General features: G+C 71.8%; 19 protein-coding genes and 3 tRNA genes. 16 read left to right on the top strand and 6 right to left on the bottom strand.

From position 1 onward, the window contains the following. Positions 1-5: 5 nt before the first annotated feature. Complete coding sequence (ccsB, locus tag ACIPV1_RS06475; RefSeq protein ID WP_123938775.1) at positions 6-1,034, top strand: c-type cytochrome biogenesis protein CcsB; 1,029 nt, start codon at positions 6-8, stop codon at positions 1,032-1,034. Positions 1,035-1,153: 119 nt separating this feature from the next. On the opposite strand, the gene ACIPV1_RS06470 is transcribed toward ccsB, so the two are convergent. Further along, complete coding sequence (locus ACIPV1_RS06470) at positions 1,154-2,143, bottom strand: o-succinylbenzoate synthase (RefSeq protein WP_402725981.1); 990 nt, start codon at positions 2,141-2,143, stop codon at positions 1,154-1,156. A gap of 133 nt (positions 2,144-2,276) precedes the next feature. Here ACIPV1_RS06470 and ACIPV1_RS06465 point away from each other — a divergent pair, with 133 nt between their 5' ends. Genes ACIPV1_RS06465 through ACIPV1_RS06450 form a run of 4 tightly spaced genes read left to right on the top strand, consistent with a single transcriptional unit; the run spans position 2,277 to position 5,838 of the window. Further along, positions 2,277-2,687 (top strand): hypothetical protein, encoded by a 411-nt coding sequence (locus ACIPV1_RS06465; RefSeq protein ID WP_123292094.1) that lies wholly within the window; start codon positions 2,277-2,279, stop codon positions 2,685-2,687. A 22-nt stretch (positions 2,688-2,709) separates the two neighbouring features. Beyond that, positions 2,710-3,639 (top strand): 1,4-dihydroxy-2-naphthoyl-CoA synthase, encoded by a 930-nt coding sequence (locus tag ACIPV1_RS06460; protein ID WP_111084280.1) that lies wholly within the window; start codon positions 2,710-2,712, stop codon positions 3,637-3,639. A 16-nt stretch (positions 3,640-3,655) separates the two neighbouring features. Further along, a complete protein-coding gene (locus tag ACIPV1_RS06455) occupies positions 3,656-4,786 on the top strand; it encodes an AMP-binding protein (RefSeq protein ID WP_402725980.1) in 1,131 nt (376 codons plus the stop codon). A 50-nt stretch (positions 4,787-4,836) separates the two neighbouring features. Then, positions 4,837-5,838 (top strand): 1,4-dihydroxy-2-naphthoate polyprenyltransferase, encoded by a 1,002-nt coding sequence (locus ACIPV1_RS06450; protein ID WP_123339055.1) that lies wholly within the window; start codon positions 4,837-4,839, stop codon positions 5,836-5,838. A 12-nt stretch (positions 5,839-5,850) separates the two neighbouring features. Here ACIPV1_RS06450 and ACIPV1_RS06445 read toward each other — a convergent pair whose 3' ends face one another. Further along, a complete protein-coding gene (locus ACIPV1_RS06445) occupies positions 5,851-6,186 on the bottom strand; it encodes a DUF4229 domain-containing protein (RefSeq protein WP_402725979.1) in 336 nt (111 codons plus the stop codon). A gap of 64 nt (positions 6,187-6,250) precedes the next feature. On the opposite strand from ACIPV1_RS06445, the gene ACIPV1_RS06440 reads away from it, so the two are divergent. Together ACIPV1_RS06440 and menD are read left to right on the top strand one after the other, a co-directional pair. Further along, positions 6,251-6,607, top strand: coding sequence for a PLD nuclease N-terminal domain-containing protein (locus tag ACIPV1_RS06440; protein WP_131921755.1), 357 nt, complete (start codon positions 6,251-6,253; stop codon positions 6,605-6,607). After that, the gene (gene menD / locus ACIPV1_RS06435) at positions 6,600-8,345 is read left to right on the top strand and encodes a 2-succinyl-5-enolpyruvyl-6-hydroxy-3-cyclohexene-1-carboxylic-acid synthase (RefSeq protein WP_159573808.1); all 1,746 of its coding nucleotides are present in this window, start codon (positions 6,600-6,602) and stop codon (positions 8,343-8,345) included. Before ACIPV1_RS06440 ends, menD begins: the two co-directional genes overlap by 8 nt. A gap of 8 nt (positions 8,346-8,353) precedes the next feature. On the opposite strand, the gene ACIPV1_RS06430 is transcribed toward menD, so the two are convergent. Further along, positions 8,354-9,613 (bottom strand): isochorismate synthase MenF, encoded by a 1,260-nt coding sequence (locus ACIPV1_RS06430; protein ID WP_402725978.1) that lies wholly within the window; start codon positions 9,611-9,613, stop codon positions 8,354-8,356. A gap of 108 nt (positions 9,614-9,721) precedes the next feature. Here ACIPV1_RS06430 and ACIPV1_RS06425 point away from each other — a divergent pair, with 108 nt between their 5' ends. The 4 genes from ACIPV1_RS06425 to ACIPV1_RS06410 all read left to right on the top strand — a co-directional run bounded on the left by ACIPV1_RS06425 (position 9,722) and on the right by ACIPV1_RS06410 (position 14,203). Next, positions 9,722-10,513, top strand: a complete 792-nt coding sequence (locus ACIPV1_RS06425; protein ID WP_111084274.1) for a demethylmenaquinone methyltransferase — start codon at positions 9,722-9,724, stop codon at positions 10,511-10,513. Positions 10,514-10,545: 32 nt separating this feature from the next. Continuing rightward, positions 10,546-11,622, top strand: coding sequence for a polyprenyl synthetase family protein (locus tag ACIPV1_RS06420; protein ID WP_123938613.1), 1,077 nt, complete (start codon positions 10,546-10,548; stop codon positions 11,620-11,622). An 86-nt stretch (positions 11,623-11,708) separates the two neighbouring features. After that, the gene (locus tag ACIPV1_RS06415; RefSeq protein WP_402725977.1) at positions 11,709-13,082 is read left to right on the top strand and encodes an FAD-dependent oxidoreductase; all 1,374 of its coding nucleotides are present in this window, start codon (positions 11,709-11,711) and stop codon (positions 13,080-13,082) included. Between the two features lie 5 nt (positions 13,083-13,087). Beyond that, on the top strand, positions 13,088-14,203 hold the full coding sequence (locus ACIPV1_RS06410; RefSeq protein WP_123938615.1) for a heparan-alpha-glucosaminide N-acetyltransferase domain-containing protein: 1,116 nt from the start codon (positions 13,088-13,090) through the stop codon (positions 14,201-14,203). 40 nt (positions 14,204-14,243) lie between these two features. On the opposite strand, the gene cls is transcribed toward ACIPV1_RS06410, so the two are convergent. Both cls and ACIPV1_RS06400 read right to left on the bottom strand, forming a co-directional pair. Continuing rightward, positions 14,244-15,704, bottom strand: coding sequence for a cardiolipin synthase (gene cls / locus ACIPV1_RS06405; protein WP_402725976.1), 1,461 nt, complete (start codon positions 15,702-15,704; stop codon positions 14,244-14,246). A 5-nt stretch (positions 15,705-15,709) separates the two neighbouring features. Beyond that, positions 15,710-16,198, bottom strand: coding sequence for a YajQ family cyclic di-GMP-binding protein (locus tag ACIPV1_RS06400; protein WP_111084269.1), 489 nt, complete (start codon positions 16,196-16,198; stop codon positions 15,710-15,712). A gap of 136 nt (positions 16,199-16,334) precedes the next feature. Between ACIPV1_RS06400 and ACIPV1_RS06395 the strand changes: the two genes are divergently transcribed. The 5 genes from ACIPV1_RS06395 (at position 16,335) to ACIPV1_RS06375 (ending at position 18,942) form a co-directional block, all read left to right on the top strand. Beyond that, positions 16,335-16,419, top strand: a tRNA-Tyr gene (locus tag ACIPV1_RS06395). A 58-nt stretch (positions 16,420-16,477) separates the two neighbouring features. After that, positions 16,478-17,299 carry an inositol monophosphatase family protein gene (locus ACIPV1_RS06390; protein WP_123938616.1) on the top strand — a complete coding sequence of 274 codons (822 nt, stop codon included), beginning with the start codon at positions 16,478-16,480 and terminating at the stop codon, positions 17,297-17,299. A gap of 148 nt (positions 17,300-17,447) precedes the next feature. Further along, the gene (locus ACIPV1_RS06385; RefSeq protein ID WP_402725975.1) at positions 17,448-18,671 is read left to right on the top strand and encodes a peptidoglycan DD-metalloendopeptidase family protein; all 1,224 of its coding nucleotides are present in this window, start codon (positions 17,448-17,450) and stop codon (positions 18,669-18,671) included. 93 nt (positions 18,672-18,764) lie between these two features. Beyond that, a tRNA-Thr gene (locus tag ACIPV1_RS06380) sits at positions 18,765-18,836 on the top strand. Positions 18,837-18,868: 32 nt separating this feature from the next. Next, a tRNA-Met gene (locus ACIPV1_RS06375) sits at positions 18,869-18,942 on the top strand. 171 nt (positions 18,943-19,113) lie between these two features. Here ACIPV1_RS06375 and ACIPV1_RS06370 read toward each other — a convergent pair. Further along, entirely contained in the window at positions 19,114-19,512 is a 399-nt protein-coding gene (locus tag ACIPV1_RS06370) for a hypothetical protein (protein WP_131845699.1), read from the bottom strand. Positions 19,513-19,526 lie beyond the last annotated feature (14 nt).

Raw genomic sequence — 19,526 nt, 5'->3', positions numbered from 1 at the left:
ACGACATGACCACGAACCTCGCGACCTACTCGGTCGTGCTGACGTACTCCGCGATGGCGGTCTACGTCATCGCGTTCATCTCGTTCGCGCTGGACATGGCGAAACGCTCCGGCGAGGTGACGGCAGCGGCGAAGAACGCTGGTGCGGACTCGGACGACGCTGCGGCGACCGCCTCGGTGGGCGCGGCCCGCTCGGCGAAGACCGTCGCCACCGTCCGGGGCGGCACCGTCGTGCTCGAACCGGTCGCGGCACCCCCGGCGAACGCTGGCGGCTCGGCCGCGCGCGGCACGAAGTTCGAGCGGGTCGGCATGGCCATGACGATCCTCGCGCTGGTGCTGCACGTCGCATCGGTGGTCCTGCGCGGCATCGCGGCCGACCGTGTGCCGTGGGGCAACATGTTCGAGTTCTCGCTCACCGGCACGGCGCTCATCACGCTCATCTTCCTGCTCGTGCAGTTCTGGCAGAACCTGAAGTTCCTCGGCGTCTTCATCACCGGGCTGACGATCATCCTGCTCGGCATCGCGACGGTGAACTACTGGGTCCCCGTCGTGCCGCTGCAGCCGGCGCTGCAGTCGTACTGGCTCGTCATCCACGTCTTCGTGGCGATCGCCGGCACCGGGTTCTTCGCGCTCGGTGCGGGGCTCGCGGTGGCGCAGCTCGTGCAGACGTACCGCCAGGGCCGGACCGCCTCGGGCAAGCTCCGCTTCATGGCGACCCTGCCGGACGCCGACCGCCTCGAGGTCCTGACCTACCGCGTCCTGCTCGTCGGCTTCGTCCTCTGGACCTTCACCCTGATCGCCGGTGCGGTCTGGGCGGAGCGTGCCTGGGGCCGGTACTGGGGTTGGGACACCAAGGAGGTCTGGACCTTCATCATCTGGGTCGTCTACGCCGGGTACATCCACGCCCGTGCGACCCGCGGCTGGCGCGGTGCGCGGTCGTCCTGGCTGGCGCTCATCGGCTTCGCCGCCGTGATGTTCAACTTCTCGGTCGTGAACGTCTTCTTCAAGGGCCTGCACAGCTACTCGGGCCTGTGAGCGACGCGCGTCACTGACGCGGCTCTGGTCGCGACCAGAACCGGACGGGAGGCACGGTGCCAGCTGGCACCGTGCCTCCCGTCCGTCGTCCGGTCGCGTGCAGGGCCGGGAGGGCGGGTCTACGCGGCGGCCAGTACGGCGTGCACCCGAGCCACCCGCGAGAGCCACCACGCCGTACGCTCCGGCGACGCGGCGTTCCGGTCGAGGAGGTCCGCCGACACCGCGACCCGTCGCACCGGCACGCGGCCCCCGACCGGCAGGAGCGGGTCCGCGGTGACGTCGGACGCGAACATCGCGGCGGTCCCGAGCCCGGCTGCGTACCCCGGGGACATCGCAGCCGCGGCGAGGAACGCGCCCATGCCGAGCCCCACCGAGGTGTCGAGCGCGCTGGAGACCACGCACGGCAACCCGGCCTGGGCGATGACCGTACGCGCCGCGGTGATGCCCCCGAGCGGTTGCGCCTTGACGACCAGGACGTCAGCCGCTCCGGCTCGTGCGACGGCGAGGGGGTCAGCGGCCTTGCGAACGCTCTCGTCCGCGGCGATCCGCACCCCGAGGCCGTCGATCCGTGCCCGCAGCGCGGCGAGCTCCGGCACGGTCCGACAGGGCTGCTCGGCGTACTGCAGGTCGAAGGGGGCAAGGCGTTCGAGCGCCTCGGTGGCCTGGTCGACGCTCCACAGTCCGTTGGCGTCCACCCGGACGGCGGCCGCGGGGCCCATCACCCGTCGGACCTCGGCGACCCGGGCGACGTCCTCGTCGACGGTGGTGCCGGGTTCGGCGACCTTGACCTTGGCGGTGGTGCACCCGGGGTAGCGCGCGAGCAGTGCGGCGACCTGGTCCGGGGCGATCGCCGGCACCGTGGCGTTCACCGGCACCGAGTCGGCGGCGGCCTCGTGCTCGGTCCAGCCGAAGTCGATCGCGCCCCGGAGCCACGCGGCGGCCTCGGCGTCGTCGTACTCGACGAAGGGTGAGAACTCGGTCCAGCCCGAGGGGCCGCGGAGGACGAGCGCCTCGCGCGTGGTGATGCCGCGGAACTGCACCCGCATGGGCAGGGCGACCACGTGCGCGTCGGCGGTGAGTTCGGCGAGGTCGGGGAGCACGTCGGCCATCCTCCCACCGCACCCAGGGCACCTGCCGGTTCCTCGGAGGGGACCGCCAGGGCAGGGCATTAGCATGCATCGGTCGGCCTCGGTCGGCACTGGTCACGACCCGGATCGAACCGTCCGGAACGAGGGAGGCGCGGTGGCGCGGGAACCGCAGCAGCGTGCGCAGCGCCCCGGTCGCGACACCGACGAGTTCGCGCGGCTCATGCAGCAGAACACCGTCGACGTCCGCCAGACGGCGGGTCGGAAGCGCCGCAGCCCGATCGTCGGCAAGATCGCCCTCGGCCTCGCGGTGGTGTCCGCCGCGGTGGACGCCAGCGCCTTCGCGGTCTTCATGGGCGGTGACACCGAGTTCGCGTTCGGGATCTGCTTCGTCGTGGTCTTCCTGACCCTCATCGCGGCGGTGCTCGGCTTCGTCGCGGCCGTCGGTGGCCTCGGCCGGTGGTACGGGGCGATCGGTGTCGTGGTGGCCTTCTTCGCCAACCCGGTGATCCTCATCGTGATCCTGGTGTTCGTCGCACCCGAGGTCCTGACCGGCATGGGCGCCTGACCGGCGGCGGTACGTTGGGGGCATGGCTGCTCCCGTCTCCGACCTGTTCGACCCCGACGTCTGGACCGCGGCTCCGATCGCGGAGCAGTTCACGGACATCACGTACCACAAGCACGTCTCGAAGGGGATCGTCCGGGTCGCGTTCGACCGGCCCGAGGTACGGAACGCCTTCCGTCCGCGCACCGTCGACGAGCTCTACCGGGCGCTCGACGACGCCCGCCAGGACCCCCGCGTCGGCGTGGTCCTGCTGACCGGCAACGGCCCGAGCCCGAAGGACGGCGGCTGGGCGTTCTGCTCCGGCGGCGACCAGCGCATCCGGGGGCGCAGCGGCTACCAGTACGTCGGCGACGAGGGTGCGCCGCCCGAGGGAGTCGACCCGGCCGCCGCGCAGGCGTCGATGGGACGACTGCACATCCTCGAGGTGCAGCGCCTGATCCGCATGATGCCCAAGGTCGTCATCGCCGTGGTCCCCGGTTGGGCAGCCGGCGGCGGGCACTCGCTGCACGCGATCTGCGACCTGACCATCGCGAGCGCCGAGCACGGCAGGTTCAAGCAGACCGACGCCGACGTCGGGTCGTTCGACGGCGGCTACGGCAGCGCCTACTACGCCAAGCAGATCGGCCAGAAGTTCGCGCGCGAGGTCTTCTTCCTCGCGCAGGAGTACTCGGCGCAGCGTGCGTACGAGATGGGTGCGGTGAACGCGGTCGTCCCGCACGAGGACCTCGAGCGTGAGGCGATCCGCTGGGGTGAGATCGTCCTCGGCAAGTCCCCGACGGCGATCCGGATGCTCAAGTACGCGTTCAACGCCGTCGACGACGGGATGGTCGGCCAGCAGGTCTTCGCGGGCGAGGCGACGCGGCTCGCCTACGGCACCGACGAGGCCGTCGAGGGCCGCGACTCGTTCCTCGAGAAGCGCGCCCCCGAGTGGACGTCGTTCCCGTGGCACTACTGAGCCCGGCGGTGCCGGCATGACCCGTCCGCTGGTCGCGCTGGGCACGTCGGATCCGCTGGCGGTGCTCCGCGGCCTGGAGGCAGCGCTCGCCGGCGGCCCCGCGTTGCTCCCCGTCGCCGAAGGGACACCGGCGCTGCCGACCCCGCCACCGGCCGACGTCCGGCAGCGGGTCGCCCTGGTGGTCGAGACGAGCGGGTCCACCGGCACCGGCAAGCGCGTGGCCCTCTCGTCCGAGGCGCTCCTCGCCGGTGCCGCAGCGGCGGACGCAGCGCTCGGCGGACCGGGCAGCTGGGTGCTGGCGCTGCCCACGCACTACATCGCGGGCCTCAACGTCCTGACCCGCTCGATCGCCGCGGGGACGACGCCGGTCGTCGTGGCACCGGGGCACTTCGACGCCACGGCGTTCGCGGACGCCGTGGACCAGCTCGTCACCGGCCCAGCGGCTCCCCGTCGCTACACGTCGCTCGTCCCCGTGCAGCTCGCCCGCGTGCTCGACGACGACCGCGCGACGGCTGCACTGGGCAGGTTCGACGCGGTCCTCGTCGGCGGGCAGGCGACCCCGGCGGCGCTCCGCGAGCGAGCGGTCGCCGCGGGCGTGCGCATCGTGACGACCTACGGCGCCAGCGAGACGAGCGGTGGCTGCGTGTACGACGGCGTGCCGTTCGGGACCGTCCGCACCGCGGCGGTGGACGACGAGCTCCAGTTGGCGGGTCCGATGCTCGCCGAGGGGTACCTCGGCGACGAGGACCGCACGGCCGCGACGTTCGTCGACCGCGACGGTCTGCGCTGGTACCGCACGGGGGACGCCGCGACGGTGTCGGACGGGGTGGTCCGGGTGCTCGGACGCCTCGACGACGTGGTGATCTCCGGCGGCGAGAAGGTCCGGCTCGGCGCGGTCGAGCGGCTCGTGCGCGACCTGCCCGACCAGCACGGTGCAGTCGTCACCCGACGGGCCTCGGGGGAGTGGGGCGAGGTGCCAGTCGTCGTCACCGAGCAGCCGCTCGACCTCGACACCGTCCGGTCCCACGTGGGCGACGCCCTCGGCCGTGCCGCACGTCCGGCCGCGGTGGTGGTGGTCGACCGGCTGCCGATGCTCGCGTCCGGCAAACCCGACCGGCGGGCGATCCAGGACCTGGCGTCCTCGTAGGCCCGCGCGTCGGCACCGCGGTGCAGTGCGACGCGGCGCGGATAGGATCGGTGGTCGTGGCACGAACGAAGAACACGACGCACAAGCAGGGCCGCTCGGGCAACCCGGCGAAGGCTGCGACCCCGGTCCGCTCGAAGCGCCGGGCGACCGCGCGGGACTGGATCGGCGGGGCACGGCTCCGCACCCTGACGCTCGGCGTCGTCCCCGTGGTGCTCGGCACCACCGTGGGCTTCGTCGACAGCGGCACCACGGGCGACTTCGGCGCGTTCCTGGCGCAGGACGGGCACCTCGCCATCGCGCTGCTCGCCCTGGCGGTGGCACTGTTCCTGCAGATCGGCGTGAACTACAGCAACGACTACTCCGACGGGGTCCGCGGCACCGACGAGTACCGCGTCGGCCCGGCTCGACTGACGGGGGCCGGCCTCGCGAAGCCCCGGACGGTGCTGACCGTCGCGCTGACGTTCTTCGGGCTGGCTGCCGTCGCCGGGATCGTCATCGTGGTACTCACCCAGCTGTGGTGGCTGCTGCTCGTCGGCGCCGCCGCCATCGTCGCCGCGTGGTTCTACACCGGCGGCAAGAAGCCCTACGGCTACAACGCGCTCGGCGAGGTCTTCGTCTTCGTGTTCTTCGGCCTCGTCGCCGTGCTCGGCACCCAGTACGTGCTCATCGGCCAGGCCACCACGAGCGGGTGGGCCGCCGCGGTCGCCGCCGGGTTCTTCGCCTGCGCGGTCCTGATGGTGAACAACATCCGCGACATCGACGAGGACCGTCTCGCCGGCAAGCGCACCCTGGCCGTCGTCGTCGGACGACCGGTGGCACGGGTGCTGTACGGCCTGTTCCTGCTGCTGCCGTACGTCGTGCTGCTCTGGTTCGTCCTGCTCTACTTCCGCACGGGCTTCACGTACTTCTCGCTGCTGCTGGCCCTGCCGGCGCTCGCGATCGGGGTGTCGTCGCGCAAGCCCCGTGAACTCATCACGGCACTGCAGCTGTCGTCGTTCGCCTCGCTGGTCTTCGGCGTGGTGCTCGGCATCACGCTCGCCGTCCAGCCGTAGGACTCCGCCGGACTACTCCGCGTCGGTGTCCCGGCGCGCGGCGTGCCGGTCGGCGTCCGACACCGGGCGCACGGTCGGGGTGTCCGCGGAGTCGGTGTCCGCCGCGTCGACGAAGTCGTCCTCGAAGTCGGTGTCCGCATCGCGCTCCGGGCCACCGCGGCGGTTCGCCAGGCTCAGGGCGACCTTGGTGCGGAGTCCGGCGAGCGCGATGTAGGACACCAGCAGCCCGACGAGGGCGGCGATGATCGTCGCCCAGTACCAGGGCATCGGGGTCAGGAGCCGGAGGAGCACGAGCGCCGCCGCGAAGATGCCGAGCCGGGCCAGGGTGTACAGGAGCCACGCTTTCACCCTGCGAGTCTACGGACGGCCGACCGGCAGGGTCGTCACAGGCTCGCGACCTAGACTCCTGGGCATGGTCCGCTTGTGGTTGATCGTCGTCGTCGCCGCTGTCGCCTTCACGGTGTACGCGGCCATCGACTGCGCGACGATGCCCCGCGAACGTGTCCGATCCCTCAGGCGCGGTGTCTGGATCCTGCTCGTGATCGTCCTCCCCGTCCTCGGTGGGGTGCTCTGGTTCCTGCTCGGCCGCTCGCCGGCGTCCCCGGGCACGACCGCCCGGTACCGTGGACCCGAAGACGACCCGGACTTCCTCGGCACCACGCCCGTTCCGGGGGACACCCTCACGGACAAGGACCAGGACGACGCGACCCTCCGAGACCTCGAAGACCAGTTCCACGACCGAGACGACGACGGCCGCACCGATCGCTGACGGTCCCGCCGGATCGGGCAGTCCGGCGACGGACGCTGCCCTGACGCTGCTGCAGGAACTCGTCCGCGCCGGCGTCACCGACGTCGTCGTCAGCCCGGGCTCACGATCCCAGGCCCTGGCGCTCGCGGCCGTCGCCCTCGAGCGTGCCGGCGGCTTGACCGTCCACGTCCGGCTCGACGAGCGCACCGCCGGGTTCTTCGCCCTCGGGCTCGCGGTGGAGTCCGGTCGACCGGCCGCCGTCGTGACGACCTCGGGCACCGCCGTCGCCAACCTGCACCCTGCCGTCCTCGAAGCGCACCACTCCGGTGTGCCGATGATCGTGCTGAGCGCCGACCGGCCGGACGAGCTCCGCGGCATCGGAAGCAACCAGACCACCGTCCAGCCGGGGATGTTCGGCGACGCGGTCGCCTTCGTCCGCGACGTCGAGGCGCCCTCTGCGCACGGAGCCGACGCCTCGGTGCGTGCAGCGCTCCGCGACCTCGCCCGCCAGGCCGTCGCCGCAGCCGCCGGACACACCGGACAGCCGGGGCCGGCGCAGCTCAACGTCGCGTTCCGTGAACCCCTGTCCGCCGGCCTCGACGCCGACCGCGTGCAGGGCGTCCCCGACGACGAGGTCGACACCGCGTTCGCCACCCGTCGTGCGCACGGCGGACTCCCGGTGGCCGAGCTGTCGCCGGACGACGAACCGGGCACGGTCGTCATCGCCGGGCACGACGCCGGCGAGGACGCCGAGCGCATCGCGTGGGAGCTCGGCGCGCCCCTGCTCGCCGAGGTCTCCAGCGGCGCACGGTTCGGCCGGAACCTCGTCGTCACCTACCGCGAACTCCTGCGCGACCAGGACTTCGGCGGCGTGGTCCGTCGTGCCGTCGTGCTCGGCCACCCCACCCTCAGTCGCGAGGTCCCGGCGCTCCTGCAGCGGCAGGGGGTCGAGACGTTCGTGGTCCGCGGACACGCGGCCGATCCCTTCGACCCGGCCCGCGCCTCCCGGCCCTCCGACACCACCTTCGTGTCCGACGTCCGCGTGACGGGCCGGACCCGGCCGGAGCACCGTGCGTGGGTCGGGCGCTGGGTCGGTGCGAGCCGGCAGCTGTTGGGCGACGGTGACGCCGGACCCGACCTCGGTGCCAAGCGGTCCCCGGACCGTGCCGAGCGCAACAAGTTCCTGCGCGACGAGGTCGCCCTCCGCCGCCGACCCGTCGACCGCGCGATGCTCGCCGACGCCGTGTGGGGCGTGACGTGGCCGCACGACCGGCTCGTGTTCGGCGCCTCGCAGATCATCCGCGTCGCCGACGGGCGCGTGCTCGGCAAGAAGATCCGGGTGCACGCGAACCGTGGGCTCGCCGGCATCGACGGCACCGTGTCGACGGCCCTCGGGATCGCCGCGGCCCTCGAACAGTCGTCGGCGTCGGTCGGCACCACGCGGGTGCTGCTCGGCGACCTGACCCTGCTCCACGACCTCGGGGCGTTCGTCACGGGCACCGAGGAGCGCACGCACCGAGTCCAGGTCGTCGTCGGCAACGACCACGGCGGCGCGATCTTCCGCGGGCTCGAGGTGGCACGCACCACTCCACCGGAGGACATGCGCCGGATGATGTCGACCCCGCAGCACGTCGACGTCGAACGGGTCGTGACCGGCCTCGGTTGGGAGTACCGCCGCGCGGAGACGTGGGGCGACCTCGAGCGGGTGCTCACCGACCCGGCCGAGCGCGTCGTGATCGAGGTCCCGCTGGCCGACTGACGCGGCGCTCAGGCCAGCGCGTCGGTGACCGGTCGGAACTTCAGAGCGGTCTCGGCGACCTCGCGCGCCGGTTCCGACCCCGCGACGACGCCCGCACCCGCCCAGGCCCGGACGGTGCCGTCGTCGTCGATGCGGGCGCTGCGGAGCGCCAGCATCCACTCACCGTCGCCGGTGGCGCTCATCCAGCCCACCGGGCCGGCGTAACGACCGCGGTCGACGCCCTCGAGCTCGGCGACGAGCCGGACGGCCACGTCGGTGGGGGTGCCCGCGACGGCGGCGGTGGGGTGCAGGGCGTCGGCGACGTCGAGCGAGGTGGTGTCCGGCGGCAGGGTCGCCTGCACGTCGGTTGCCAGGTGCCACAGGTTCGGCAGCTGCAGCCGGAACGGCTCGGGGTCGGCGCGCAACTCGGTCACGAGCGGTCGGAGCGAGGCGAGCAGGCTGTCGATCGCGAACGCGTGCTCCTCGACGTCCTTCGCGCTGGCGGCGAGGGCCTCGGCAGCGGCACGGTCCGACACCTCGTCGGCGCCGCGTGCGGCGCTGCCGGCCAGGACCCGCGCCGTCAACCGGGTGCCGTCGGTGCGGGCGAGCGTCTCGGGGGTCGCACCGACCAGGCCGTCGACCGCGAAGGTGACGCACTGCGGGTAGGCGGCGGCGAGGTCGAGCAGCAGGGCGCGGTGGTCGGCGTCCGCTGGCATCCTGCCGACGAGGTCGCGGGCGAGGACGACCTTCTGCGCGCTCCCGGCGGCGATGCGCCGCACGGCCTCGGCGACGTTCGCGGCGTAGGCGGCCTCGTCGATCCGGCCGGGGCGCAGCGCGACGGAGACGTGTGGTCCGACGTGGGGGACCGGCACCGAGGTCCGCGTGAACGTGAGCGGCTCGGCGCCGACGGTCGTGTCGATCGCCGTGAGCCAGGCCTTGCCGCGCCGACGGCCGATGACCACGCGCGGGACGATCAGGACGCTCTCGTCGGCGGAGTCGTCGGCGAAGGCGAAGGAGCCGAACGCGACCAGGCCGGAGCCGCGCAGCTGCACCGGGTCGTCGACGACGGCCGACTCCACGACGGTGCGCCACACCGCGGCGGCGTCGCGCATCCGGTCGGGGCCGGTGAACGTGAACCGCAGCGCCTCCCCGATGCCGACGATGCCGTCACCGTTCCGGACGAAGGCCAGGGGACGGTCGCGCAGGGTGTGGCGGAGGACGGTGCCCGGGTCGTCGAGGATCCGGGTGGAGACCGTCAGCGGGGGCGCCGCCGTGGTGGTTCGGGTCACGGCTCCGATGCTACGCGCGGTCGGTGGACCACCTGGCCGCGCGCTCGACGAGTGGGCCGTTGCTGCGAGTCCGGTGAACGTACGGTCGGGACCTCTAGGATTGGTCGGGTGAGCAGAGCGGACCTGAACAAGCGGCCGGACGAGGTGGCGGCGATGTTCGACGACGTCGCGGCCAAGTACGACCTCACGAACGACATCCTGTCGGCGGGCAACGCACCGCTGTGGCGTGTCGCCACGGTGCGGGCGGTCGACCCCCAGCCCGGCGAGAAGGTCCTCGACATCGCCGCGGGCACCGGGACGAGTGCCGCGGCCTTCGCGAAGAAGGGGGCAGAGGTCAGCGCGCTCGACCTCTCCGCCGGCATGATCGCGGTCGGTCGCGAGCGGCACCCCGAGATCACCTTCGTCGAGGGCGATGCCGAGCACCTGCCCTTCGACGACGACACGTTCGACGCCGTCACGATCTCGTTCGGGCTGCGCAACGTGAACGACCCGAAGCAGGCGCTCGCCGAGATGCTGCGGGTCCTCAAGCCCGGCGGCCGAGTGGTCATCTGCGAGTTCTCGACCCCGCCGCGTGCGCTGCTGCGCCTCGGCTACGGCACCTACCTGAAGCGCGTGCTCCCGGGCATCGCGAAGCTCTCGAGCAGCAACCCCGCCGCCTACCGCTACCTCGCCGAGTCGATCGACGCCTGGCCGGACCAGCAGGTCCTCACCCAGTGGCTGCGCGGCGTCGGCTTCTCCGTGGTCGCCTACCGGAACCTCACGGCCGGTATCGTCGCACTGCACCGTGGCCGCAAGCCCGTCGCCGACACGGTGCGCGAGTCCGCGGCCCGTCGTGCGAAGGCACGCCGCGACCACCAGACCACCGGCGAGCAGCCGCGCGTCGACCCGGCCGACGACTGACCGGTCACCATCCCCCGAAGACGGAGCAGCACTTGAATCCGAGCGTCCCGGTCGCACGTCGCGCGCCGAGCCTCCGCGCCTCGCTGGGCATCGGCGAGCGGTTGTTCGCCACGCCCGCCGACCGCCGCTTCATCGCCGCCGTCGACGACGGTCTCGAGCTCGTCGAGCAGGGGCTCGAGGACGCCATGCGTTCCACGGACACCCTCGCCGACACCACGAGCCGCTACCTGCTGTCCGCGGGCGGCAAGCGGATCCGTCCGACGCTGACGCTGCTCATCGCGCAGCTCGGCGACGGGGTGACCGACGCCGTGGTCAAGGCCGCCGTCAGCATCGAGACGACCCACCTGGCGTCGCTCTACCACGACGACGTCATGGACGAAGCGCCCGTCCGCCGCGGGGTCCCCGCAGCGCAGATCACGTACGGCAACAACGTCGCGATCCTGACCGGCGACCTGCTCTTCGCCCGCGCCAGCCTCATCACCGCCGACCTGGGTACCGAGGGCATCCGGATGCAGGCCGAGACCTTCCAGCGCCTCTGCATGGGGCAGCTGCACGAGACCACCGGCCCGCAGCCCGACGACGACCCGGTCGAGCACTACATCCAGGTGCTCAGCGACAAGACCGGTTCGCTCATCGCGACCGCCGCCCGCGCCGGTGTCATGTTCTCCGGCGCCGACCGTGCCTACCTCGACGCCGTCGGGACCTTCGGCGAGAAGGTGGGCGTCGCCTTCCAGCTCGTCGACGACGTCATCGACCTGGCACCGGCGACGGACAAGACCGGCAAGATCGCCGGCAACGACCTCCGTGCCGGCGTCGACACCCTGCCGATGCTGCACCTGCGTCGGCACGCGGCGACCGACCCGGCGGCGCAGGACCTCGTCCTGCGCATCGAGCGCGACGTGAACGGCGCCCCGGACGACGCGGTCGGCTCCGCGCCGTACCAGTCGGCCGTCGCCGCACTGCGTGACCACGAGGCGACCGCGTCGACGCGCACGGTCGCGGTCCGCTGGGCCCGCGAAGCCGTGGACGCCCTCGCCCCGCTGCCCGACGGCACCGTCAAGCGGGCACTCACCCGCTTCGCCGACTCCGTCGTCGACCGCAGCCGCTGAACACCACCCGCGACCGGACGACCCCACGGTCGCCGCGCGGGACGCACCACCGGGAGCACCCCACCCGAACGAACTGGAGACGATCAGTGCCCACCCTCCGAATCGCCATCGTCGGCGCCGGACCCGCCGGCATCTACGCCGCGGACATCCTGCTGCGCGAGGCCCACGGACACGACGTGTCGATCGACCTGTTCGAGCAGCTCCCCGCGCCGTACGGACTCGTCCGCTACGGCGTCGCCCCCGACCACCCGCGGATCAAGGGCATCGTCAACGCCCTGCGCGACGTACTCGACCGCGGTGTCGTCCGGCTGTTCGGCAACGTCCGCTTCGGCGAGGACATCACCCTCGAGGACCTCAAGAAGCACTACAACGCGGTCGTCTTCTCGACGGGCGCGATCAAGGACGCCGACCTCGACGTCCCCGGCGTCGACCTCCGGGGCTCCTACGGTGCCGCCGACTTCGTCAGCTGGTTCGACGGCCACCCCGACGTCCCGCGCACCTGGCCGCTGACCGCGGAGAGCGTCGCGGTGATCGGGGTCGGCAACGTCGCGCTCGACGTCTCCCGCATCCTCGCGAAGCACGCCGACGACCTGCTGCCGACCGAGATCCCGGCGAACGTGTACGAGGGCCTCAAGGCGTCGCCCGTCACGGACGTCCACGTCTTCGGCCGCCGTGGTCCCGCCCAGGTCAAGTTCACGCCGCTCGAGCTCCGCGAGCTCGGCGAGGTCCGTGACGTCGACATGGTCGTCTACGACGAGGACTTCGACCACGACGAGGCGTCGAAGACCGCGATCGCCACGAACAAGCAGGTCACGGTCATCAACCGGGTGCTCGAGCAGTGGCGCACCCGCGAGACCGGCCAGGCGAGCCGGCGGCTGCACCTGCACTTCTACGCGAAGCCGACCGAGTTCGTCGGCGACGAGCAGGGCAACCTCACCGCGATCCGGTACGAGCGCACCCGGCCGAACGGCGAGGGCGGTGTCGAGGGCACGGGCGAGATCCGTGAGATCCCGATCCAGGCGGCCTACCGTGCCGTCGGCTACTTCGGTTCCCCGCTGCCCGGGCTGCCGTTCGACGAGCGCCACGGCGTCATCCCGAACCACGAGGGCCAGGTCCTCGACGACGACAACCAGCAGATCCCGGGCGTCTACGCCACCGGCTGGATCAAGCGCGGCCCGGTCGGGCTCATCGGGCACACGAAGTCCGACGCCATGGAGACCGTGCAGCACATCGTCAACGACCAGGCGAGCTGGTGGACGCCGGAGGACCCCTCCGAGGGTGCGATCCCGGCCCTGCTCCGCGAGCGTGGCGTCGAGTACACCGACCTCGAGGGCTGGCACCACCTGGACACCCACGAGCTCGCGCTCGGTGCTGCCGAGGGCCGTGAGCGCATCAAGGTCGTGCCCCGCGACGAGATGATCGACGTGTCCCTCGGTCGCGTCGACGTGCCCACGAACTGACACCGATGACCGACACGCGCCCCGTCCCGCCCACCGCGGTGCGGGGCGCGTCCGTGTCCGGCGTGCGACTGCAGGGCGTCGACGTCGCGCGGGCCGTCGCGTTGCTCGGCATGATGGCCGCGCACATCGGCGGCATCGCGGACCAGCTCGACTGGTCCGATCCGTCGACGTGGTCCGCCGTGGCGCACGGGCGCCCGTCCACGCTGTTCGCCGTCCTCGCCGGCGTCTCGATCGGCCTGACGAGCGGTCGCACGACTCCGCCAGGGCCCCCGACGATCGGGCGGGTCCGGGCGCGCCTGGCGATCCGCGCCGCGGCCGTCGTCGCAATCGGGTTCGTGCTCATCGGCCTGGACACCCCGGTCTACGTCATCCTGCCGACGTACGGAGTGCTGTTCCTGCTGGTGATCCCGGTGCTCCGGGTCCGCCCGGCGTGGCTGCTCGCCATCGCGGGCGCCTGCGCCGTGTTGTCGCCGATCGTCGCTGTCTCGACCGCACCGGCCTACGCCGACGCGGGCATGGTCGGACAGCAGCTCGGCTTGGTCTACCCCGTGGTCACCTTCCTGGCGTACGTCCTGGTCGGTCTCGCCGTCGCCCGGGCCGGGCTGGAGATGCGGGGCACGCAGGTCGTGCTCCTCGCGTCCGGCGCACTGGTCGCCGCCACCGCGTACGTCGTCGGCACGGTCCTCGCGCCGCTTCCGTCCGGGGCCGCGTTCGCGTTCCCGGGGGTCCCGTACGCCGCCGAGGGCAGCACGCCGGCCGAGGCCCTCGCCCAGCTCTTCCTGTCACCGCGCGACCACTCGTCGACGACGGTCGACGTGGTCGGCACCGCTGGGGTGGCGGTGGCGGTCATCGCGCTCTGCACCCTGGTGTTCGACGGGCGCGGGCGGGTCGCCGAGCGGATCGCGTTCCCGCTCGCCGCCGTCGGGTCGATGCCCCTGACGATCTACTCGGGACACCTCGTGGTGATCGCGATGCTGCCCGAGTACCCGGAGTCGGCCGAGGCGTGGGGCTGGTTCGCGCTGGGCTCGGTCGTGTTCGCGATGGTCTGGCGCCGGTTCCTCGGCCGGGGCCCGCTCGAGCGGGCCGTCGCGGCTCTGGCGTCCACCGTCCCGATGCGCTGAGCGCCCCTGCCGGGGCCGAGCCGCGCCTCCCGGTCGTCCGCTACTGCAGCGCTGCCGTGAGCCGCGCGACGTTGTCGAGCACCTTGGACCGGCGCGGACGGTCGACCCACTCGTCGAGCGTCAGCTCGAAGCTGTGCTCCTTGTAGGCGTCCTGCACCTCGCGCAGGGCATCGACGAAGCGGTGGCCCCGGACCATCACGGAGACCTCGAGGTTCAGGCTGAACGAGCGCATGTCCATGTTGCTCGACCCGATCACCGACACCTCGTCGTCGATGGTGAAGTGCTTGGCGTGCAGGATCGTCGGTGCCCGGTAGAGCCAGATCCGCACGCCGGCGCGGAGCAGTCCCTCGTAGTACGAGCGCTGCGCGTGCCACGTCATGGCGTGGTCGCCCATCTCGCCGACGAAGAGCTCGACCTCGACGCCGCGCTGGGCGGTCGTCGTGATGGCGTAGAGCATCGAGTCGTCCGGCACGAAGTACGGCGAGGTGATCGACACCTTCTTCTGCGCCGAGTAGAGCAGTGCGTTGAACAGGCGCAGGTTGTTCTCGCCGTCGAACCCGGGCCCGGACGGCACGACCTGGCAGTCGAGGGCGTCGCCGCGGTCGGCCCGCTGGACGGGGTCGCTCTCACGGAGCAGCAGTTCGTCGGTCTCGCTGTACCAGTCGGTGACGAACAGGGCGTTCAACCCCGCGACGACCGGTCCCTCGAACCGGGCGAACAGGTCCTTGTAGACCATGCCCTTCTCGATGTGCGACTTGATGTCGTACGAGGGGTCGATCAGGTTCTGCGACCCGGTGAACGCGACCGAGCCGTCGATGACCATGATCTTCCGGTGGTTGCGCAGGTCGGGGCGCTGGAACTTCCCCTGCAGCGGCAGCAGCGGGAGCATGAGGTGCCACTCGATGCCGGCGCGGTCCATGAACGCCAGCGTGTCCTTGTACCCGGGGTAACCGCGGCTGGCCCAGTGGTCGAGCAGGAACCGGACGGTGACGCCGCGGGCCTGTGCACAAGCGAGCGCGTCGAAGAACGGTCGCGTGGTGTCGTCGAGCGTCGCGATGTAGAACTCGACGTGCACGAACCGGCGCGACTGGTCGATCGCCCGGGTCATCTCCGCGATCGACTCCTCGGAGTCGGGGTAGAGCTCCGCCGAGTTGCCGCCGACCAGCGGCATCGCGCCGAGTTCGCGGTTCAGTGTGGTGATGCTCTCGAGCCACAGCGGCCACGGGTGGTCACGGCGCACGCGTTCGATGCCCTCGGTCTGTTCGAGGATGTACGCGTTGATCTCGGTCTGCTTCTCACGCCGGGCACGCGGCAGCTTCGTCGACCCGATGACGAGGAAGACGATGAAACCGATGTAGGGGATGAGGAAGATCGCGAGCAACCAGGCGGTCGCCGTCTGCGGCTTCCGGTTGATCGGGACGTAGATGATCGAGAAGACGCGGATCGCCAGGTCCAGCAGGACGGCCAGGACCGTGATCGCGACGGTGAGCCAGTGCTCCACGGACGTCAGCGGAAGTTGATGTACTGCAACGGGACGTCGAACTCTTCACCCTTGAGGAGCTGGATCGTGTTCTGGAGGTCGTCGCGGCTCTTCGAGGAGACCCGCAGTTCGTCGCCCTGGATCTGGCTCTTCACGGTCTTCGGTGCGTTGGCGCGCAGGAACGCGCCGATCTTCTTCGCGACGTCCTGCTCGATGCCGTTCTTGAACTTCACCTCGATGCGGTACTCCTTGCCCGAGGGGTAGGGGTCGCCGGCGTCGAGGCTCTTCAGGCTGATGTTGCGCTTGATCGCCTTGCTCTGCAGGACGTCGAGGACGGCCTTCGCGCGCTCTTCCGAGTTCGCCTTGATGAGGACGTCCTCGCCGCTGAAGGCGACCGACGCGTCCGCGCCCTTGAAGTCGTACCGCTGCTCGATCTCCTTGGCCGCCTGGTTGAGGGCGTTCTCCGCCTCCATCTTGTCGACCTTGCTGACCACGTCGAAGGAACTGTCTGCCATGCCGGACAGCCTAACGGCGGACGGGAGGCCCGGTTCGGCTCCGGCGGTCGGCTCGCGGTGGTCACGACCACCGTTCCGGATCCGCTATGCTTTTGTGCGCGCCTTCGGTTGGTGATCACACCGGCTGGGTGCGCATGGCAAGTTACCCAAGCGGCCAAAGGGATCTGACTGTAAATCAGCCGGCGTAGCCTTCGGGGGTTCGAATCCCTCACTTGCCACCATCGCGAAAGCCCCGTCCGGGTCGGACGGGGCTTTCGTCGTCCCTGGCAGGATCGGTGCATGGCATCCGACCTCGCTCCGTCCCAGTTCGCCGACCTCGCCGAGACGATCGCGCGCGAAGCGGCCACGCTCGCCGCACGACGACGGGCCGAGGGCGTCGAGGTCGCCGACCGGAAGTCGAGCATCGTCGACGTGGTCACGGCGGCGGACCGCGAGGTCGAGGCGCTCATCCGCGCCCGGATCGCCGAGGCCCGGCCGGACGACGCGTTCCACGGCGAGGAGTCCGGCTCGGCGTCGGGGGAGTCGGGCATCACCTGGGTCGTCGACCCGATCGACGGCACGGTGAACTACCTGTACGGCAGCGCCGAGTACGGCGTGAGCATCGGCGTCGTGCGGGGTTCCGCCGACCCGACGACGTGGGAGCCGATCGCCGGCGTCGTGGTGGCCCCCGCGACCGGGGTGGTGTTCCGTGCCGCCGCCGGACAGGGCGCCACCCGCGACGGCGTCCCCCTGTCCGTCAGCGCTCCGGCCTCGCTCGCCGAGACGCTCGTGGCGACGGGCTTCGGGTACACGGCCGACCGGCGCCGCGAGCAGGTGTCCGTGCTCGCCGGGCTGATCGGCGAGGTGCGGGACATCCGGCGCGGGGGAGCGGCGTCGCTCGACTGCTGCGCGGTGGGTGCCGGGGTCGTCGACGCCTACTACGAGCGCGGGATCAACCCGTGGGACATGGCCGGCGGCTCCGTCGTCGCGCGCGAGGCCGGAGCGTCGGTCCGCATCTGGGAGGCCGGCGGCACCCGTTCCTTCCTGTTCGCGAGCCCCGCGGTGGCCGACGACCTCGAGGCGCTGCTGCGCGGGCTGGAAGCGGAGGCGCTCGGCATCTGAGGTCCGTCGGTCCCTCGGTCTGGGGGTGCCCGGTGGACATGACCACGACTGGCGACGTGCGACGACGTTTGCTACCGTGCTCAGGTCCCGTTATCTGCTCGTTACCAACGAGCGCGCCCCTTCCCCGATCAGGATCGCCACCGCACGCATGCCCCACTCCCCACTGACGTCCGTCCCCACCGGTCCCGTCGACGCCGCCACCCCGGTCGTCCACCTGACCCGACGAGCACGGATCGAGGCGGAGCGAGCGGCTGCGAAGGGTGCTCCCGTCACGCAGGACCACGCGCAGGACGTCGCAGCCGACCGTGCCGCGGGCCCGTCGTTCGACGAGGTCGTCGGGCTGACCACACCGTCGTCGGCCGCGGCTCCCGTGTCGCCGATCGACCTCGCACCGGTGTCGCCCGCGCTGCCCGAGTCGGCGGTCCGTCCGGCCTCGCGCATCACGACGCCGCCGGCTCCCACGTCGCCGGACGTCCGCGCCACGGCGCCGCGCACCGCGACGGCTGCAGCGGAGTCCGTCGCGCCCCAGCCTCGCCGTGTCATCGGCCAGGTCCCGGCGTCCCGTCGGTGGACCGGCCGTGCCGCACCGGCCGTGCAGGTCGACCGCGCCACCCGGCACATCGCGGCCAGCCGCACCGCCGCCGTGCCCGCCCCGGCTCCGGCCGCCCGGAAGCAGGGTGCCTCGTTCCGCCGTGCGGCCTCGCGCGTGACGGCCGTCGGTGCGCTCCTCTTCGTCGCCGGTCTCGTCGTCTCGACGTCGCTGCCCGCCCAGGCGCTCTACGTGCCGGAGACCGGCTCGACCGCGGCCCGGTCGACGGCGAGCGGTGCGACCCAGTCGATGAGCGTCAGCGCCGCAGCCGACGGGTCGACGAGCCGCGACCAGTACACGGTGTCGGACGCCACGCAGTACAAGAACGTCGACGCCTCGAGCTTCACCAACGACCCGACCGGCACGATCCAGTGGCCGTTCCTCACCGGCGTCCCGATCACCTCCGGCTTCGGCGGTCGTCAGGTCGCGGGCTGCTCGTTCTGCTCGACGAACCACATGGGCGTCGACTTCGCTCCCGGCGAGGGCACCCCGATCCGGGTGATCGCCGCCGGCACTGTCATCAAGGTCCAGGCGAACGACGGCGGCTTCGGCAACGACGTCTGGGTGGAGCACGACGTCGACGGCAAGCAGTTCGTCAGCGTGTACGGCCACATGGAGGACAACTCCTTCAAGGTGGTCACCGGTCAGCAGATCGAGGTCGGCGACGAGCTCGGTCTCGTGGGCAGCACGGGCAACTCCACGGGCCCGCACCTGCACCTCGAAGTGCACGTCGACGGGGTCCCCGTGGACCCGCTGGCGTGGCTCCAGACCAACGCGAACTAGCGGTCGCCGACGCGGCACGCCCGGGCGTCTCGCCCGGTTCCGGAGCAGCGTCGGAGGTCTGCTATCCTCGTGTGGTGCCGTTCGCGGCACATCGCCCCGATAGCTCAGTGGTAGAGCACCTCCATGGTAAGGAGGGGGTCGTCAGTTCAATCCTGACTCGGGGCTCCGACCCGGTGCGCGTGTCGCTCCGGATCTCTGGCGGGGTAGCTCAGTTGGTTAGAGCACACGACTCATAATCGTGGGGTCGCGGGTTCAAGTCCCGCCCTCGCTACAGCAAGCCCGGCGATCTGTTCGCCGGGCTTTCGTCGTTCCCGGGCTCTCGTCGTTCCCGGGCTGCGTGCAAAGCGTTGCGGACGCACTTCGGCTGTGCGCTGGACCAGGTGCGTGCCGGGAGGCACGTGGCGGACGCACACCGGGCCTCCCGTCCGCCCTGGGGTCGGACCTACAGCGCGGAGTGCGACCCGGTGTCGGTCCGCGTCTGCAGCACGCCGGCCGCGCGCAGCGCGCGCTCGATCGCCGCGTTCACCTCGTGCCACGCGGCCCGTCGACGGCTCGCGCCGATGCTGCCACCGGAGACGGCCGTGCCGTGTCCGCGGTGCCGCAGCGTGATCGTGGTGGAGGCCCCGGTGACGGTCGTCGACAACTCGTAGCGGCGGAACTCGCGGGACGGGTGCACGAGCGCGCCGAGCAGGATCGTCAGCAGCCGGTTGCCGGTCGTCGCGGTGAGGGTCCCACCGGTCGACTCGACGTGGTGTCCCGCCGTGCGGAGTGCCGCGCCGGCGACCTCCATCGCGGTGCACCGGTCGCCCGTGTGCACGGCGAACTCGGTCCTGGTGTCCATGGTTGCTCCCCCCG

Source organism: Curtobacterium sp. NPDC089991 (assembly GCF_044748425.1).
GTDB lineage: Bacteria > Actinomycetota > Actinomycetes > Actinomycetales > Microbacteriaceae > Curtobacterium.
This window is presented reverse-complemented; position numbering and strand designations above follow the sequence as displayed.

Excerpts from the sequence above, each read along its gene's own strand:
- ACIPV1_RS06370 (WP_131845699.1), bottom strand. The coding sequence starts at position 19,512 with ATGGACACCAGGACCGAGTTCGCCGTGCACACGGGCGACCGGTGCACC.
- ACIPV1_RS06390 (WP_123938616.1), top strand. The coding sequence starts at position 16,478 with ATGGCATCCGACCTCGCTCCGTCCCAGTTCGCCGACCTCGCCGAGACG.
- ACIPV1_RS06440 (WP_131921755.1), top strand. The coding sequence starts at position 6,251 with ATGGTCCGCTTGTGGTTGATCGTCGTCGTCGCCGCTGTCGCCTTCACG.
- ACIPV1_RS06410 (WP_123938615.1), top strand. The coding sequence starts at position 13,088 with ATGACCGACACGCGCCCCGTCCCGCCCACCGCGGTGCGGGGCGCGTCC.
- ACIPV1_RS06460 (WP_111084280.1), top strand. The coding sequence starts at position 2,710 with ATGGCTGCTCCCGTCTCCGACCTGTTCGACCCCGACGTCTGGACCGCG.
- ACIPV1_RS06400 (WP_111084269.1), bottom strand. The coding sequence starts at position 16,198 with ATGGCAGACAGTTCCTTCGACGTGGTCAGCAAGGTCGACAAGATGGAG.
- ACIPV1_RS06455 (WP_402725980.1), top strand. The coding sequence starts at position 3,656 with ATGACCCGTCCGCTGGTCGCGCTGGGCACGTCGGATCCGCTGGCGGTG.
- ACIPV1_RS06385 (WP_402725975.1), top strand. The coding sequence starts at position 17,448 with ATGCCCCACTCCCCACTGACGTCCGTCCCCACCGGTCCCGTCGACGCC.
- ccsB (WP_123938775.1), top strand. The coding sequence starts at position 6 with ATGACCACGAACCTCGCGACCTACTCGGTCGTGCTGACGTACTCCGCG.
- ACIPV1_RS06470 (WP_402725981.1), bottom strand. The coding sequence starts at position 2,143 with ATGGCCGACGTGCTCCCCGACCTCGCCGAACTCACCGCCGACGCGCAC.